Raw genomic sequence first — 16,293 nt, forward strand, 5'->3', positions numbered from 1 at the left:
CGAGCCCGCCTTGATCACTTCAGACAACATGAATAACATTCATCACTTCTGCCTCTTGCGTTGACAACGCTATACAACCGTGTCAGCCTGTTTCCAATATTCCAGTGGGAGATGAATGACATGACGGCACGTACCTCGTACACCGCTCCGCTTCGAGTCGGGGCGCCCGCTGCCGTCATCGGCGCACTTGCCGCTTCGATTGCGGTGACCCCCGCACACGCACAGCAGGACGCACCTGCGGCGCGTGGAGCAGAGCTGAAACCGCTGAGCGCCCGACAGCCCGCAGCGGCCCCTGCCCCGGCCGCCGCCGCGTTGGTCCCCCTGGCCGCGCGACCGAGCAAGTACACCGTCAAGCGCGGAGACACCGTGTACGCGATCGCCACGCGATACGGCCTGCGTACCTCCGACGTGCTTGCCTGGAACGGCCTGACCTGGCGATCCGTGATCTATCCCGGCCAGAAGCTTCGCCTGTCGTCCGCCTCGTCGTCGACGTCCAAGCCGAAGCCACCGACGACGTCGCCGTCGGGAACCTCCAAGGTCTACACCGTCAAGCGCGGAGACACTGTCTACGCGATCGCGAAGAAGTACGGCACGACCGTCAGCGCGATCGTCTCTGCGAACGGGCTCGGGCGAAGCGCGTTGATCTACCCCGGCCAGAAGCTTCGCATCGGCGGATCGACATCCACCGCCAAGCCGAAGCCGCCGTCGACCGGCAAGCCCAGCACGGGCAACTCGAACTCCGGCAAACCGAGCTCCGGCAAGGTGCACGTGGTCAAGCGCGGCGACACCGTCTACGCGATCGCGAAGAAGTACGGCACGACCATCAACGCGATCATCTCGGCCAACGGGCTCGGACGAAACGCACTGATCTACCCGGGCCAGAAGCTGCGCGTCAGCGGATCAACCGCCACGCCGACCCAGCCGCCGACCAAGCCGACGAATCCCAAGCCGACCACACCGCCGTCCGCGAAGACGCACCTGGTTGTCGCGGGCGACACGCTGTTCGACATCGCGAAGAAGTACGACATCACCGTGAGCGAATTGCTGCGCGCCAACGGACTCAGCAGCAACAGCATCATCTACCCGGGACAGACGCTGTTGCTGACTGCTCCGGCAGAGCCCGCCCAGCGCTACGCGACGCTCGACGCGACCCAGAAGGCGCACGCCGCCCACATCATCCGTGTGGGGCGCGAGCTGGGCATCTCCGACCGCGGCATCGCGATCGCGCTGGCAACCGCCATGGTCGAGTCCTCCATGCGCAACCTCGACTACGGCGATCGCGATTCGCTGGGCCTGTTCCAGCAGCGCCCGAGTCAGGGCTGGGGAACGGCTGCTCAGATCCTCGACGCCGATCGCAGCATCCGCGTCTTCTACGGCGGACCGCAGGACCCGAACGGGCGTGCGACGCGCGGCCTGCTCGACATCTCGGGCTGGCAGAACATGTCGTTCACCGGCGCCGCACAGGCCGTGCAGATCTCGGCATACCCCGATCGGTACGGCCAGTGGGAGCAGCAGTCCTTCCGCTGGCTGGCCTCCCTGTGAGCGCGACACGCCGATGACGCGCCGGACGTCACCGGATCGATACCTCATGCAGGTGCGCCGTTGCCGAGCCTCACAGCCGCTTCTTCATAGACTTCATCTGTGACTACTCCGCAGGCCGACCCCCTCATCGGGCGGCTTGTCGACGGCCGATACCGGGTACGGGCACGAATCGCGCGAGGCGGAATGGCGACGGTCTACGTCGCCACCGACATGCGCCTGGAACGGCGCATCGCCCTGAAGGTGATGCACGCGCACCTCAGTGACGACTCGGCCTTCCAGAGCCGCTTCATCCAAGAGGCGCGCGCCGCCGCCCGACTCGCCGACCCGCACGTGGTTAACGTGTTCGACCAGGGTCAGGACGGCGAACTGGCGTACCTGGTGATGGAGTACCTTCCGGGCATCACCCTGCGCGAGCTGATGCGCGAGCAGAAGCGTCTCACCGTCCCGCAGACGATCACGATCATGGACGCCGTGCTGTCCGGACTCGCCGCCGCGCACAGCGCCGGCATCGTGCACCGTGACGTCAAGCCCGAGAACGTGCTGCTCGCCGAGGACGGCCGCATCAAGATCGGTGACTTCGGGTTGGCCCGCGCCACGACGGCCAACACCGCCACGGGCGCTCAGCTGCTGGGCACGATCGCCTATCTGGCACCTGAACTCGTCACCCGCGGCACAGCCGATGCCCGTAGCGACATCTACGCGTTGGGCATCATGCTCTACGAGATGCTCGTCGGCGAACAGCCGTACAAGGGCGAGCAGCCCATGCAGATCGCGTATCAGCACGCGACCGAGCAGGTGCCGCGGCCGAGCACACGCAACACGGCGGTCCCCGAGCAGCTCGACGAGCTCGTGCTGTGGGCGACCGAGAAGTCCCCCGACGATCGCCCGCTCGATGCGGGCGCCATGCTCACCCGGCTGCGCGAGATCGAACGCGATCTGGGCATCGCGCCCGTGGTCACCACGACCACCGCGGCGCACCGCGATCACGACTCCGGTGCGGTCACGAAGATCCTTCCGGGTGTCATCACGGCCGACCACACCGAGGATGTCCCGGTGGATGCCGACAACGCGGCCCGGCTACGGCGCCGCACGTCGCGACGTCGGGCGCGCGGCGCCCTCCTGCTGTCGCTCGTGCTGCTGCTCGCGGTCTCGGCCGGAGGCGTCGGCTGGTGGTTCGGTTCGGGTCCGGGATCGCTCGTGGGCGTGCCGTCGGTCGCTGGGATGAGCTACGACGACGCCGCGGCGGTCGTGACGGCCGAGGGACTGATTCCCGAACGCACCGACGAGTCCTCCGTCGATGTCGACGAGGGCGACGTGATCGAGTCACGGCCCGGCGCGGGCGAACGCGTCGAGCAGGACAGCACGGTCACGCTGGTCGTGTCGTCCGGTCCCGCTCAGCACACGCTTCCGCATCTGGGCGGCAAGACCGAGCAAGAGGTGCGCGACATCCTCACCGCGAACAACGTCAACGTCGAGGACGACACGGCGAGCTACTTCGCCGACCTCGACCGCGATCTGGTGCTCAACGTGCGGATCACCCCGCGGGGCAGCGATGAGAGCTACGCGTGCGGTACCGGCTGCGACGTCTTCGAGGACGACACGGCGCTGATCCAGATGTCGCTCGGTCCGGTTCCCGACGTCACGGGAAAGTCGCTCGACGACGCGATCACGACCCTCTCCGATGCCGGGCTGAAGGTCGCCGACGAGCGTCCCGAGGAGTTCAGCGACTCGGTGGCGGCAGGCGCGGTGATCCGCCAGAGCACCGATCGTCCCGGCGGGGGCAGCTGGCGCCCCGGTGACGCGCTGACGCTGACCCTGTCGAAGGGACCGCAGCTGTTCGAGGTGCCCGATGTTGCGGGACTGACCCGCGACGAAGCGCGCCAGAAACTCGAGGATGCCGGATTCACGGTCGACTACGCACCGTTCTGGAACGGTGTGCCCAATGGCCTGACCAAGGCTCAGAGCACCGATCCCGAGTCGGGCACGATGCACCGCGCCGGCACCGAGATCTACATCGTCATCAACGTCAGCGGCTGACAGCCCCGTCCCGCCCGCCGGCCCCAGCACCGCCAGCGGATGAGAGGCTAGAACAATGAGCATCGGTACCGCGTCTCCCCCTGCGTTCAGCGACGAGGAGGTCCAGCGCCTGCGTGCGGACTTCCCCATCCTGCAGACGCGGGTCAACGGGCATCCGCTCGTCTACCTCGACTCGGGGGCGACCTCGCAGCGTCCCCTGTCGGTGATCGATGCCGAGCGCGCGTTCACCACGACGCTCAACTCGGCCGCGCACCGCGGTGCGCACACGCTGGCCGCCGAGGCGACGCTCGCGTTCGAGGACGCCCGTACCGCCCTCGCCGACTTCATCGGCGCCGACGAGGACGAGGTGGTCTGGACCTCCAACGCGACCGAAGCGATCAACCTGGTCGCCTACGCGTTCTCGAACGCGTCGATCGGCCGCGGCGGCGCCGAGAGCGCCCGGCTGCGCCTCGGCCCGGGCGACGAGATCGTGACGACCGAGATGGAACACCACGCCAATCTCATCCCCTGGCAGGAGCTCGCCGCGCGCACGGGCGCGACATTGCGGGTGATCCCGCTCGACGACGACGGCGCGCTGCGCATGGATGCCGCGGCCGAGCTGATCGGACCACGCACGCGCCTGGTGGCGTTCACGCACGTGTCGAACGTCCTCGGGGTGGTGAACCCCGTCGAGCAGCTCATCGCCGCCGCACACGCCGTCGGAGCACTCATTCTGCTGGACGCCTGCCAGTCGGCTCCGCATATCACGCTGGACGTGCACGCGCTCGATGTCGACTTCGCGGTGCTGTCGGGACACAAGATGCTCGGTCCCACCGGCATCGGCGCGCTGTACGGGCGTCGCGAGCTGCTTGAGATCATGCCGCCGTTCCTGACGGGCGGTTCGATGATCACCACGGTCACCACGACCGAGGCGGAGTACCTTCCGCCGCCCCAGCGCTTCGAGGCCGGCACGCAGCGCGTGTCGCAGGCCGTGGCACTGGCCGAGGCTGTGCGGTACCTGCAGGGAGTCGGGATGCCGAGGATCGCCGCGCATGAGGCGGAGCTCGGCGCGAGGCTCGTCGACGGCCTCTCGGCCCTCGACGGCGTGCGTGTGCTCGGAGCGGGAATCGACCTTCCGCGGGTGGGACTGGCGAGCTTCGATGTCGCCGGCATCCACTCGCACGATGTCGGGCAGTTCCTCGACGACGCGGGCATCGCCGTGCGCGTCGGTCATCACTGCGCGCAACCGCTGCACCGCCGCCTCGGCGTCACCGCGTCGACGCGTGCGAGCACCTATCTGTACAACACCGCGGACGAGGTGGATGCCGTCATCGACGGCGTCGCCCGCTGCATCGATTTCTTCCGGAGGGCATGATGGCCTCGTCCGACCTGCAGGGCATGTACCAGGAGCTGATCCTCGATCATTCCCGCACCCCGCACGGCTTCGGGCTGCGCGACGCCGTGCCGTCGCAGTCCCACCAGCTGAACCCCACCTGCGGAGACGAGATCACCTTGCAGGTGCACACCGCGGCGGACGGCACCGTCGAGGCGATCGCGTGGGAAGGACATGGCTGCGCGATCTCGCAGGCATCCGTCTCGTTGTTCGCCGAGCTCGTTGAGGGCCTCCCGGTCGCCGATGTCGAGCATCGGATCGCCGTGTTCCGCGAAGCGATGCGCTCACGCGGGCGCATCGCCCCCGACCCCGAGCTGCTCGGCGATGCCGCAGCGCTCGGCGGTGTGTCGAAGTACGTCGCCCGCGTGAAGTGCGCGATGCTCGGCTGGGTCGCTGCGGAGGATGCCCTCCGCAAGCTCCCCTGACCGCGTCGCGTCAGCGCTTCTCGAGCTCCTCGGCGACGAGGAACGCCAGTTCCAGGCTCTGCATGTGGTTCAGGCGCGGGTCGCACAGGCTCTCGTAACGGGTCGCGAGGCCGGCCTCGTCGATGCGCTCCGATCCGCCCAGGCACTCGGTGACGTCGTCTCCGGTGAGTTCGACGTGGATGCCGCCCGGGAACGTGCCGACGGCGCGGTGCGCCTCGAAGAAGCCGCGCACCTCATCGACGACGTCGTCGAAACGGCGCGTCTTGTACCCGTTGGGGGTGGTGATGCCGTTGCCGTGCATCGGGTCGGTCACCCACAGTGGGTTGGCGCCGGAGTCGCGCACGGCCTCAAGCAGCGGGGGCAGCGCGTCGCGGATCTTGCCCGCGCCCATGCGGGTGATGAACGTCAGTCGTCCCGGCTCGCGGTTGGGGTCGAGCTTGTCGATCAGCGCAAGAGCGGTCTCGGGCGTCGTGGTCGGGCCCAGCTTGACGCCGATCGGGTTGTGGATGCGCGAGAAGTAGTCGATGTGCGCCCCGTCGAGGTCGCGCGTGCGCTCCCCCACCCACAGGAAGTGCGCCGAGGTGTTGTACGGGTTGTCGGTGCGCGAGTCGATGCGAGTCATGGGCCGCTCGTAGTCCATGAGCAGGCCCTCGTGCCCGGTGAAGAACTCGACGCGCTTGAGCTCCTCGAAGTCAGCGCCCGCGGCCTCCATGAACTTGATCGCGCGATCGATCTCGGCGGCCATGCGCTCGTAGCGCTGGTTGGCCGGGTTCTGGGCGAAGCCCTTGTTCCAGGAGTGCACCTCACGCAGGTCGGCGAAACCGCCCTGCGTGAACGCACGGATGAGGTTCAGCGTCGACGAGGCCATGTGGTAGCCCTGCAGGAGTCGACCCGGGTCGGCCTGACGCGACTTCTCGGTGAAGTCGTACCCGTTGACGATGTCGCCGCGGTACGCGGGCAGCGTCACGTCGCCGCGCGTCTCGGTGTCACTGGAGCGCGGCTTGGCGAACTGCCCGGCCATGCGTCCCATCTTCACAACCGGCATCGATGCGCCGTAGGTGAGCACCACGGCCATCTGCAGCACCGTCTTGATGCGGTTGCGGATCTGATCGGCGGTCGCACCGGCGAACGTCTCGGCGCAGTCACCGCCCTGCAGCAGGAACGCCTCGCCCTGTGCCGCACGTGCCAGACGTGCGCGCAGGTTGTCGACCTCACCGGCGAACACCAGGGGCGGCAGCGCGGCGATCTGCGAAGAGACCTCGGCCACGTGCTCGGCATCCGGCCACTGCGGCTGCTGCTTGATGGGAAGGGAGCGCCACATGTCGAGATCAGAATGCGAGGAGTGCATCGCCCCAGCTTAGCCCTCGGAAACGACGCCGATCCGCCGTGTTTCGACGTTGTCGCGGGCGTTCAGCGCTTGGCGGATGCGGGCAGGCGGTCCTTGACGGTGGAGGCATACACATCGTCGTACTGCTGCGCGCCCAGACGATGCAGCGCGATCATGATCTCGTCGGTGACGGCGCGCAGGATGTAGCGGTCGTTCTCCATCCCCGCATAGCGCGAGAAATCGAGCGGTTCCCCGATGACCGCCCCCACACGCATCACGTTGGGGATCCGCTTGCCGATCGGCATCGCGGTGTCGGTGTCGACCATCACCACGGGGATGACCGGGACCTTGGCCTCCAGCGCCATCCGGGCGATGCCGGTGCGCCCCCGGTACAGGCGCCCGTCGGGGCTGCGAGTGCCCTCGGGGTAGATGCCCAGCAGATCGCCGCGCCCCAGAATCTGCAGGCCGGTGTTCAGCGAGGCTTCGGAGGCCTTGCCCCCGGAGCGGTCGATGGGAATCTGACCGGTGCCCTTCATGAACGCCTTGGTCGCCCAGCCGCGAATGCCCTTGCCGGTGAAGTAGTCGCTCTTGGCGAGGAACGACATCGGACGATCGAGCAGCAGGGGCAGGAAGATCGAGTCCGCGAACGACAGGTGATTGCTCGCCAGGATCGCGGCGCCGGTGGCGGGCACGTTCTCTCGCCCGGTGATCCAGGGGCGGAAGATCGCCTTGACCAGCGGGCCGATCGCCACATACTTCATCAGCCAGTAGAACATCGTCTCGCAGTCTAGCGCCGCACGGCGTCTCGCGACCCAGTTCCATCTGGACTGCGACCTGATTCCATGCCATAGACTCGGATGATTACCCGCTCGACAGGTACCGAAGGAGCTGCCGTGGCCCAGTTCGAAGTCCCCGCGATCATCCCCGCCGACCCCGAGGGGAACGTCTCCGATCTGCTCGCGCAGCGCGTGCAGAAGACGCCTCACCTCGCCCTGTTCGGCGTACCGGACGGCGACGGCTGGCGTGATGTCTCGGCGAAGGACTTCGAGACCGCGGTGATCGCCCTGGCCAAGGGTTTCGTCGCCGCCGGCGTGCAGCCCGGCGAGAAGGTCGGTTTCATCGCGCGCACCACCTACGAGTGGACGCTGATCGACTTCGCACTGTTCTACGCCGGTGCAGTGATGGTACCGATCTACGAGACCAGCTCGCCTTCGCAGATCCAGTGGATCATGGAGGATTCCGGCGCAACCGCACTGATCGTCGAGTCACCCGAGCACTTCACCCGCGCCGACGAGGTGCGTGGCGACCTGCCGCTGGTGCGCGAGGTCTGGCAGATGCACCTCGGAGCCATCGACACCCTCACCGCGCAGGGGGCGGACATCGAGGATGCTGAGATCGAGCGTCGGCGCAACCTCGCCCGAGGCGAAGACATCGCGACGCTGATCTACACCTCCGGTTCAACAGGACGCCCCAAGGGCTGCGTGCTCACGCACAGCAACTTCGTCGAGCTCTCCCGCAACTCGGCCAAGGCCCTCGACGAGGTCGTCTCGATGCCCGGCGCCTCGACGCTGCTGTTCATCACGACCGCTCACGTGTTCGCCCGCTTCATCTCGATCCTCGCCGTGCACTCCGGCGTGCGCACGGGCCACCAGCCCGACACGAAGCAGCTGCTGCCCGCGCTCGGGTCGTTCAAGCCCACCTTCCTGCTCGCCGTACCGCGCGTGTTCGAGAAGGTGTACAACTCGGCCGAGCAGAAGGCCGAGGCCGGCGGCAAGGGCAAGATCTTCCGCGCCGCGGCCGGCGTGGCCGTCGAGCACTCCAAGCTGCTCGAAGAGGGCAAGAAGGTGCCGTTCGGGCTACGACTGAAGTTCGCCCTGTTCGACAAGCTCGTCTACAGCAAGCTGCGTGAGGCGATGGGCGGCAAGGTCAAGTACGCGGTGTCGGGCTCGGCTCCGCTGGGCCCGCGTCTCGGCCACTTCTTCCACAGCCTCGGCGTCGTGATCCTCGAAGGCTACGGTCTCACCGAGACCACCGCCCCGGCGACCGTGAACCTTGCGCACAAGTCCAAGATCGGCACGGTCGGCCCCGCGCTGCCCGGCGTGGGCGTGCGTCTGGCCGAGGACGGCGAGATCGAGGTCAAGGGCGTCAACGTCTTCAAGGAGTACTGGAACAACCCCGAGGCCACCGCGGCGGCGTTCGATGACGGATGGTTCCGCACCGGCGACCTGGGCAGCTTCGATTCCGAGGGCTTCCTGACCATCACCGGCCGCAAGAAGGAGATCATCGTCACCGCCGGTGGCAAGAACGTCTCCCCCGCCGCGCTCGAGGACCCCATCCGTTCGAACCCGATCATCGGTCAGGTCGTGGTGCTGGGCGACAAGAAGCCGTTCATCTCGGCCCTCGTCACCCTCGACCCCGAGATGCTGCCGACCTGGCTGGCGAACAACGGGCTCCCCGCCGAGATGTCGCTCGCCGAGGCCAGCACGAATGCAGCGGTGCGCGAAGAGGTGCAGCGTGCGATCGACCGCGCCAACAAGGCCGTCTCGCGCGCCGAGTCGGTGCGCAAGTTCACCATCCTGCCGACCGAGTGGACCGAGGCCAGCGGTCACCTCACGCCGAAGATGTCGATCAAGCGCAACGTCATCCTGACCGACTTCGCCGCCGACATCGCCGGGATCTACGACGAGCAGGTGCAGACCACGACCACGCCGCTGGGCTGATCAGCATCCGCAGATGAGAAATGCCCCCGCAACCGCGGGGGCATTTCTCGTTCTCTCACCACATTCTGACTCGCTGGCGCTCGCTCAGAACCAGTCGCTCTCGCGCACCTGGCGCATGGCGAGCTTGCGGGTCTCTCCCTCGAGGCGACTCAGGTACACCTTGCCGTCGAGGTGGTCGGTCTCGTGCTGCAGGGCCTGGGCGAGCAGCCCCTCGCCCTCGAGCACAACGGGACGGCCGTCGAGGTCGATGCCCTCCACGCGGGCCCACGGGTGACGCGGGGTGTCGTGCCAGAGTCCCGGCACCGACAGGCAGCCCTCACCGGTCGGCACCGCCTCGCCGCGCACCTCGGTGAGCACCGGGTTGATGACGTAGCCGATGTCGCCGTCGATGTTGTAGCTGAAGGCGCGCAGTGCGAAGCCGATCTGGTTGGCGGCCACGCCGGCGCGTCCGGGCAGCTCGACCGTGTCGAGCAGGTCGGCGATCAGCGACCGCACGCCGTCATCGATCTGCTCGATGGGTGCGCTCACGGTGCGCAGCACCGGGTCGCCGTACAGGCGGATCTCGCGGACGGTCATCAGGCGCCCCGCGTCCGCAGGCCCTCGACGAGCACGGCGGCGACCTCGCGCGCAGCCTGGCGAGTAGCCGGCTGCAGGCTGGCGAAGTCGATCGGGCCACCACCGGCGATCTGAGGGTCGTAGGGGATGCGCAGCACGTGCGCGGCGCGCGTCGAGAAGTGCGATTCCAGCTCGCTCAGGCGCACCAGCGGCGCCCCGGGCGTGGACTGGTTCAGTACGACGATCGCGCGACGTGCCAGGTCGGCGTGCCCGTTCGTCTCGAGCCACGTCAGCGTCTCGGACGCCAGCCGCGCCTCGTCGACGCTGAGTCCCGAGACGATCACGAGCTGGTCGGCCAGGTCGAGCGTGGCGCCCATCACCGCGTGAACGATCCCGGTACCGGAGTCGGTGAGCACGAGCGAGTAGTACTGGGCGGCGACGGTGGCCACGTCCCGGTAGTCGGAGTCGCCGAACGCCTCTGAGACACGCGGGTCGGCGTCTGAGGCGAGCACGTCCAGACGCGTGTGGTCCCGGGCGACCAGTGCGGAGATGTCGTGGTACCCGCGGATGTCGTGCTGAGCACGCACCAGGTCGCGCACCGATTTCGTGTGCCCACCCACGACGCGTTCTGCGAGCGTGCCGCGATCGGGGTTCGCGTCAACGGCGATCACTCGGTCGTCACGTGCATCGGCCAGAGCCATGCCCAGCAGGGCGGTCACGGTCGTCTTGCCCACGCCGCCCTTGCGGGACAGCACCGGTACGAACCGAGCGGTTCCCGGCATCTGCGCGGAGATGCGCGCGTTCAGCTGCTTGCGCTCGCGCGCCTTGCGGCTGTCGCCGACGTTGATGCGCCCACCGGAGAGGGTGTACAGCAGGTGGCTCCAGGTGCCCTCGGGCTCGGGCTTGGCGATGCGCGACGGCTCGAGCAGACGATCGGCGGTGAGCAGGTCGGCGCTCTCGCGGCTCGCCTCACCCAGGTCGTCGAGGCGCTTGGATGCCAGCGTGATGTCGGCCGCGGGGCGCGTCTCTTCGGATACCCGCGCCACGGCGGCCGCGGGCTGGGTGCCCGCTGCGCGATTTTCGTTCGCCACCGGTGTGTTCTCCTCTGCGGGGTCGACCGAGAGCGGCCGAGCATCGTTCTGTGCGGGCGACGGGGTTGCTGTCACCCGCTGCGGGGTCATGGCATCGTGCAGCTGCGCCTTGGCAGCCGCCACGACCGATTCCAGGCGGGCGAGTTCGGAGGCATCGAGGTCATCCGCCCGGTCGGTGGAATCGTCGGTGCCTTCGGCGTCGTCGCTACCGGCATCGGTGTCGTCGTTGCCAGCATCGTCGTCGTTGCCCGCATCGTCGACACCAGAAACCTCGTCGACGTCGACGGTGTTCTCCGCCTCCGGTGCGGCTGCAGGCTCAGCCGTGGCATCCGCCTCGGTCTCGGCGCCCGCGGAAGCGTCCGTCTCTTCATCGGCATCCGTGTCGATCACGATCTCCGCGGTCTCCGTAGCGGCGGGGCCGTCGACCGGAGCCTCATCGATCTGGGCATCCGATGCGTCCGCGCTCTCATCGGACACGACCGCATCGATCTGCTCGACGGGATCGGACACCGGCGGCGCCAACTGCTCGGCGGGCAGCTCGATGACGATGTCGGGCGCCTGCTGCTCGATGCGCGCGACGGTGTCGGCGTCGGCGACGGCCGAGGTGTCGAGGATCAGCTCCGAGACGACCTCGGGCGCAGCGATCTCGCCGTCGATGACCTCGTCGTCGACGAGATCGTCATCGTCCGCTCCCGTCGGCACCGAGACGCTCACCTGCGCGGTGGCACCGGGGAGCCCGATTCCGGCGATGTCGGACGACGGTGCGTCATCCAGCATTCCCAGGGAATCGTCCTCGGCGGGATCGACAGGGTTCTTCGGGGTCACGGTTCATCTCCAGGCTTCGGCGCGAAAATGCGCCCGCACAAGATTAGTGCTCCGCACGTATGACGACCAAAAGATCACCGGCGTCGACCTGCTGAGTCGAGGCGATCGCGAGCCGCTCCACGACGCCTCCGACGGGCGCGGTGATGGCCGCTTCCATCTTCATCGCCTCGATCGAGGCGACCGCATCGCCGGCCCGCACGACGGCGCCCTCTTCGACCTTCAGTGTCACTGCGCCCGAGAAGGGAGCTGCGACCTGCCCGGGCTTGGACGTGTCGGCCTTCTCGACCTCGTGCGAGTCGACGGCCACGGATCGGTCGCGCACCGACACCGGACGCAGCTGTCCGTTCAGTGTCGTCATCACGGTGCGCATGCCCTTGGCGTCGGCCTCGCCGATCGCCTCCAAGCCGACGTACAGGCGAACTCCGCGCTCGATGTCGACGGCGTGCTCCGCGCCGGGCACCAGCCCGTACAGGTAGTCGCTGGTCTCGAGCGCCGACAGATCGCCGTACTCGTCACGGTTCTGCCGGAACGTCTTGGTCGGAGCAGGGAACAGCAGTTCGTTGAGCATTCCGCGGCGCTGCTCGGCGGTGCCATCGAGAGCGGCCTGCTGCGTCTCGGTGAGCGGCGTGACGCGGGTCGTCGCCGCGCGTCCCGCGAGCACCTTGCTGCGGAACGGCTCGGGCCAGCCGCCGGGCAGGTCGCCGAGCTCACCCGACATGAAGCCCACGACCGAGTCGGGGATGTCGTACTTCTCGGGGTTCGCCTCGAAGTCGGCGGGGTCGGCCTTCACCGCGGCGAGGTGCAGCGCCAGGTCGCCGACCACCTTCGACGAGGGCGTGACCTTGGGCACACGGCCCAGGATGCGGTCGGCCGCGGCGTACATGTTCTCGATCAGCTCGAAGTCATCGGCGAGGCCCAGTGCGATCGCCTGCTGCCGCAGGTTCGACAGCTGACCACCGGGGATCTCGTGGTGGTACACGCGGCCGGTGGGACCGGGCAGCCCCGACTCGAACGGGCGGTACAGGTGCCGGGTGGCTTCCCAGTACGGTTCGAGGTCGGATGCCGCCTGCAGGTCGATGCCGGTGTCGCGCTCGGTGTGAGCGAGCGCGGCGATCAGTGCCGACAGCGACGGTTGGCTGGTGGTTCCCGACATCGGCGCAGCGGCCGCGTCGACAGCATCCGCTCCCGCGTCGCTGGCGGCCAGCAGGGTCGCCAGCTGTCCGCCGGCCGTGTCGTGCGTGTGCACGTGCACCGGCTGATCGAACCGCTCGCGCAGTGCGCGGACGAGCTTGCCGGCCGCCGCAGGGCGCAACAGGCCCGCCATGTCCTTGATACCGATGACATGAGCGCCGGCGTCGACGATCTGCTCGGCCAGGCGCAGGTAGTAATCGAGCGTGTACAGCTCTTCAGCGGGGTCGAGCAGGTCGCCGGTGTAGCACAGCGCCCCCTCGGCGACGGCGGTGCCGGTGGCAAGGACCGCGTCGATTGCCGGGCGCATCTGCGACACGTCGTTGAGCGCGTCGAAGATGCGGAAGATGTCGACGCCGGTCGCGGCCGCCTCACGCACGAACGCATCGGTGACCTCGGTCGGGTACGGCGTGTAGCCGACGGTGTTGCGGCCACGCAGCAGCATCTGGATGTTGATGTTGGGCAGTGCCTCGCGCAGTGCTGCCAAGCGCTCCCACGGGTCCTCCCCCAAGAAGCGCAGTGCGACGTCGTAGGTCGCACCGCCCCAGGCCTCGACCGACAGCAGTTGCGGGGTCATCCTGGCCACATGGGGGGCCACGGCCACCAGATCACGGGTGCGCACGCGGGTGGCCAGCAGCGACTGGTGCGCGTCGCGGAAGGTCGTCTCGGTCACGGCGAGCGGATGCTGGGCGCGCAGCGCAGCGGCGAACCCGGCCGGGCCGAGCTGCTGTAGCTGCTGTCGCGAACCCGACGGCGCCGGCGCGCTCAGATCGATCGCGGGCAGCTTCTGGGCGGGCGGTGTTGCCAAGGGGCTCTCGCCGTGCGGCTTGTTGACGGTGACGTCGACGAGCCAGTTGAGGATCTTGGTGCCGCGGTCCTTCGAGACGCGGCCACGCAGCAGCTCGGGACGCTCGTCGATGAACGACGTCGACAGATCTCCGGCTGCGAAGGCCGGATCGTCGAGCACCGCCTGCAGGAAGGGGATGTTCGTCGATACCCCGCGGATGCGGAACTCGGCCAGCGCACGGCGGGCCCGCGAGACGGCGCTCTCGAACGATCGGCCGCGGCAGGTGAGCTTCGAGAGCATCGAGTCGAAGTACGGACTGATCTGCGCACCCGCGGCCGTGGTGCCACCGTCGAGCCGGATGCCCGCCCCGCCGGGTGAGCGGTAGGTGGTGATCTTGCCGGTGTCGGGGCGGAACCCCTGGGTCGGGTCCTCGGTGGTGATGCGGCACTGCAGGGCGGCGCCGCGCAGGTGGATATCACTCTGCTCAAGATGCAGGTCGGCGAGAGTGGCGCCGTCAGCGATCTGCATCTGCGCGCGCACCAGGTCGACGTCGGTGACCTCTTCGGTGACCGTGTGCTCGACCTGGATGCGCGGGTTCATCTCGATGAAGACGATCTCGCCGGCGCGCGGACCGGCGGTCTCGAGCAGGAACTCGACGGTGCCGGCGTTCTGGTAGCCGATCGACTTCGCGAAGGCGATGGCATGACGGTGCAGGTCAGCGCGGATGCTGTCGTCCAGGTTCGGCGCGGGGGCGATCTCGATCACCTTCTGATGCCGGCGCTGCACCGAGCAGTCGCGTTCGAACAGGTGCACGGTGCCGCCGTGCCCGTCGGCGAGGATCTGCACCTCGATGTGGCGGGGACGCAGCACGGCCTGTTCGAGGAACATGCGCGCGTCGCCGAAAGCGGCTCCGGCCTCGCGCATCGCCTCGGCCAGCGCCGGCGCCAGCTCGCCCTTGGTCTCGACGCGGCGCATGCCGCGGCCGCCCCCACCGGCGACGGCCTTGGCGAACAGCGGGAAGCCGATCTCGTCCGATTGCGCCACCAGCGCGTCGACATCATCGGATGCCTCGGTCGAGCGCAGCACGGGAACGCCGGCTTCGATCGCGTGCCGTTTGGCCTCGACCTTGTTGCCGGCCATCTCAAGCACCGCGGCCGGCGGGCCGATGAAGGTGATGCCCGCGGCGGCCGCCTTCTCGGCCAGTTCCGGGTTCTCTGAGAGGAATCCGTAGCCCGGGTAGATGGCATCCGCACCGGCGTCGATCGCGACCTTGATGATCTCGTCGACGTCCAGGTACGCCTGAACCGGGTGGCCGCGTTCACCGATCTCGTACGCCTCGTCGGCCTTCAGACGGTGCAGGGATCCGCGATCCTCCCAGGGGAACACCGCGACGGTGCGCGCCCCCACCTCATATGCCGCACGGAATGCGCGAATCGCGATCTCGCCGCGATTGGCCACCAGGATCTTCTGAAACATGCACACCTCTGGAGAGGTCGAAGCACGCAGCTTGTGTGCGCGCTGGGCGGGGGCTGAGTGTCAACCCAGACTAGGGCACGGTAACGTGTAGCTCGTGCACGTACTCAGCGTCAGCTCCCTCAAGGGAGGCGTAGGAAAGACGACCGTGACTCTCGGTCTGGCTTCCGCCGCCTTCGCCCGCGGTCTTCGTACCCTCGTGGTCGACCTCGACCCGCAGTCCGACGTCTCCACGGGGATGGACATCCAGATCGCCGGGCGACTCAACATCGCCGACGTGCTGGCCAACCCCAAAGAGAAGGTGGTGCGCCAGGCGATCACCACCAGCGGTTGGGCGAAGGTGCACCCGGGCACGATCGATGTGCTCATCGGCAGCCCCTCTGCCATCAACTTCGACGGACCGCACCCCAGCGTGCGCGATGTCTGGAAGCTCGAAGAGGCGCTTGCCGCTGTCGAGGGCGAGTACGACCTCGTGCTCATCGACTGCGCTCCGTCGCTGAACGCGTTGACCCGCACGGCCTGGGCTGCCAGCGACCGCGTCATGGTGGTCACCGAGCCGGGCCTGTTCTCGGTCGCTGCCGCCGACCGCGCGCTGCGCGCGATCGAAGAGATCCGCCGTGGCCTCTCCCCCCGTCTGCAGCCCCTGGGCATCGTGGTCAACCGCGTGCGTCCGCAGTCGATCGAGCACCAGTTCCGCATCAAGGAGCTGCGTGACATGTTCGGTCCCCTGGTGCTGAGCCCGCAGCTGCCCGAGCGCACGTCGTTGCAGCAGGCTCAGGGCGCCGCGAAGCCGCTGCACATCTGGCCGGGCGACTCGGCGCAGGAGCTGGCCGCCGACTTCGACCTGCTGCTGGACCGCATCATCCGCACCGGCCGCGTTGCCGTGCCTGAGAGCGGCTCGCAGGCGTAGCAACGCCGTCTTCTTCTCTCTGCGGGGCGCGTTGCGCCCAC

At 68.2% G+C, this 16,293-nt stretch carries 11 protein-coding genes; 6 read left to right on the forward strand and 5 right to left on the reverse strand.

What is annotated here, in order from left to right:
* Positions 1-120: 120 nt before the first annotated feature.
* From ACLD0U_RS07805 to sufU, 4 genes are all read left to right on the forward strand, one after another.
* Positions 121-1,542: a LysM peptidoglycan-binding domain-containing protein gene (locus ACLD0U_RS07805; protein WP_410340236.1), complete on the forward strand. Its 1,422-nt coding sequence runs from the start codon at positions 121-123 to the stop codon at positions 1,540-1,542.
* 99 nt (positions 1,543-1,641) lie between these two features.
* Positions 1,642-3,579 carry a Stk1 family PASTA domain-containing Ser/Thr kinase gene (pknB, locus tag ACLD0U_RS07810; protein WP_206549583.1) on the forward strand — a complete coding sequence of 646 codons (1,938 nt, stop codon included), beginning with the start codon at positions 1,642-1,644 and terminating at the stop codon, positions 3,577-3,579.
* Between the two features lie 55 nt (positions 3,580-3,634).
* Entirely contained in the window at positions 3,635-4,933 is a 1,299-nt protein-coding gene (locus ACLD0U_RS07815) for an aminotransferase class V-fold PLP-dependent enzyme (RefSeq protein ID WP_410340237.1), read from the forward strand.
* Positions 4,933-5,376, forward strand: a complete 444-nt coding sequence (sufU, locus tag ACLD0U_RS07820; RefSeq protein WP_410340238.1) for a Fe-S cluster assembly sulfur transfer protein SufU — start codon at positions 4,933-4,935, stop codon at positions 5,374-5,376. Before ACLD0U_RS07815 ends, sufU begins: the two co-directional genes overlap by 1 nt.
* 10 nt (positions 5,377-5,386) lie before the next feature.
* On the opposite strand, the gene ACLD0U_RS07825 is transcribed toward sufU, so the two are convergent.
* The gene (locus tag ACLD0U_RS07825; protein WP_179410517.1) at positions 5,387-6,724 is read right to left on the reverse strand and encodes a class II 3-deoxy-7-phosphoheptulonate synthase; all 1,338 of its coding nucleotides are present in this window, start codon (positions 6,722-6,724) and stop codon (positions 5,387-5,389) included.
* Between the two features lie 62 nt (positions 6,725-6,786).
* Positions 6,787-7,479, reverse strand: coding sequence for a lysophospholipid acyltransferase family protein (locus ACLD0U_RS07830; protein WP_179410516.1), 693 nt, complete (start codon positions 7,477-7,479; stop codon positions 6,787-6,789).
* Positions 7,480-7,596: 117 nt separating this feature from the next.
* Between ACLD0U_RS07830 and ACLD0U_RS07835 the strand changes: the two genes are divergently transcribed.
* Positions 7,597-9,423, forward strand: coding sequence for an AMP-dependent synthetase/ligase (locus ACLD0U_RS07835; RefSeq protein WP_206549580.1), 1,827 nt, complete (start codon positions 7,597-7,599; stop codon positions 9,421-9,423).
* A gap of 84 nt (positions 9,424-9,507) precedes the next feature.
* Here ACLD0U_RS07835 and def read toward each other — a convergent pair whose 3' ends face one another.
* The 3 genes from def to ACLD0U_RS07850 are packed head-to-tail and all read right to left on the reverse strand — an operon-like array spanning position 9,508 to position 15,345.
* On the reverse strand, positions 9,508-9,999 hold the full coding sequence (gene def / locus ACLD0U_RS07840) for a peptide deformylase (protein ID WP_179410514.1): 492 nt from the start codon (positions 9,997-9,999) through the stop codon (positions 9,508-9,510).
* The gene (locus ACLD0U_RS07845; protein WP_410340239.1) at positions 9,999-11,894 is read right to left on the reverse strand and encodes a MinD/ParA family protein; all 1,896 of its coding nucleotides are present in this window, start codon (positions 11,892-11,894) and stop codon (positions 9,999-10,001) included. Before ACLD0U_RS07845 ends, def begins: the two co-directional genes overlap by 1 nt.
* Before the next feature lie 43 nt (positions 11,895-11,937).
* The gene (locus tag ACLD0U_RS07850; protein WP_410340240.1) at positions 11,938-15,345 is read right to left on the reverse strand and encodes a pyruvate carboxylase; all 3,408 of its coding nucleotides are present in this window, start codon (positions 15,343-15,345) and stop codon (positions 11,938-11,940) included.
* A 94-nt stretch (positions 15,346-15,439) separates the two neighbouring features.
* Between ACLD0U_RS07850 and ACLD0U_RS07855 the strand changes: the two genes are divergently transcribed.
* Positions 15,440-16,252 carry a ParA family protein gene (locus tag ACLD0U_RS07855; RefSeq protein WP_179410512.1) on the forward strand — a complete coding sequence of 271 codons (813 nt, stop codon included), beginning with the start codon at positions 15,440-15,442 and terminating at the stop codon, positions 16,250-16,252.
* Positions 16,253-16,293 lie beyond the last annotated feature (41 nt).

This window comes from Microbacterium sp. 2216-1, assembly GCF_046507855.1.
GTDB lineage: Bacteria > Actinomycetota > Actinomycetes > Actinomycetales > Microbacteriaceae > Microbacterium > Microbacterium esteraromaticum_C.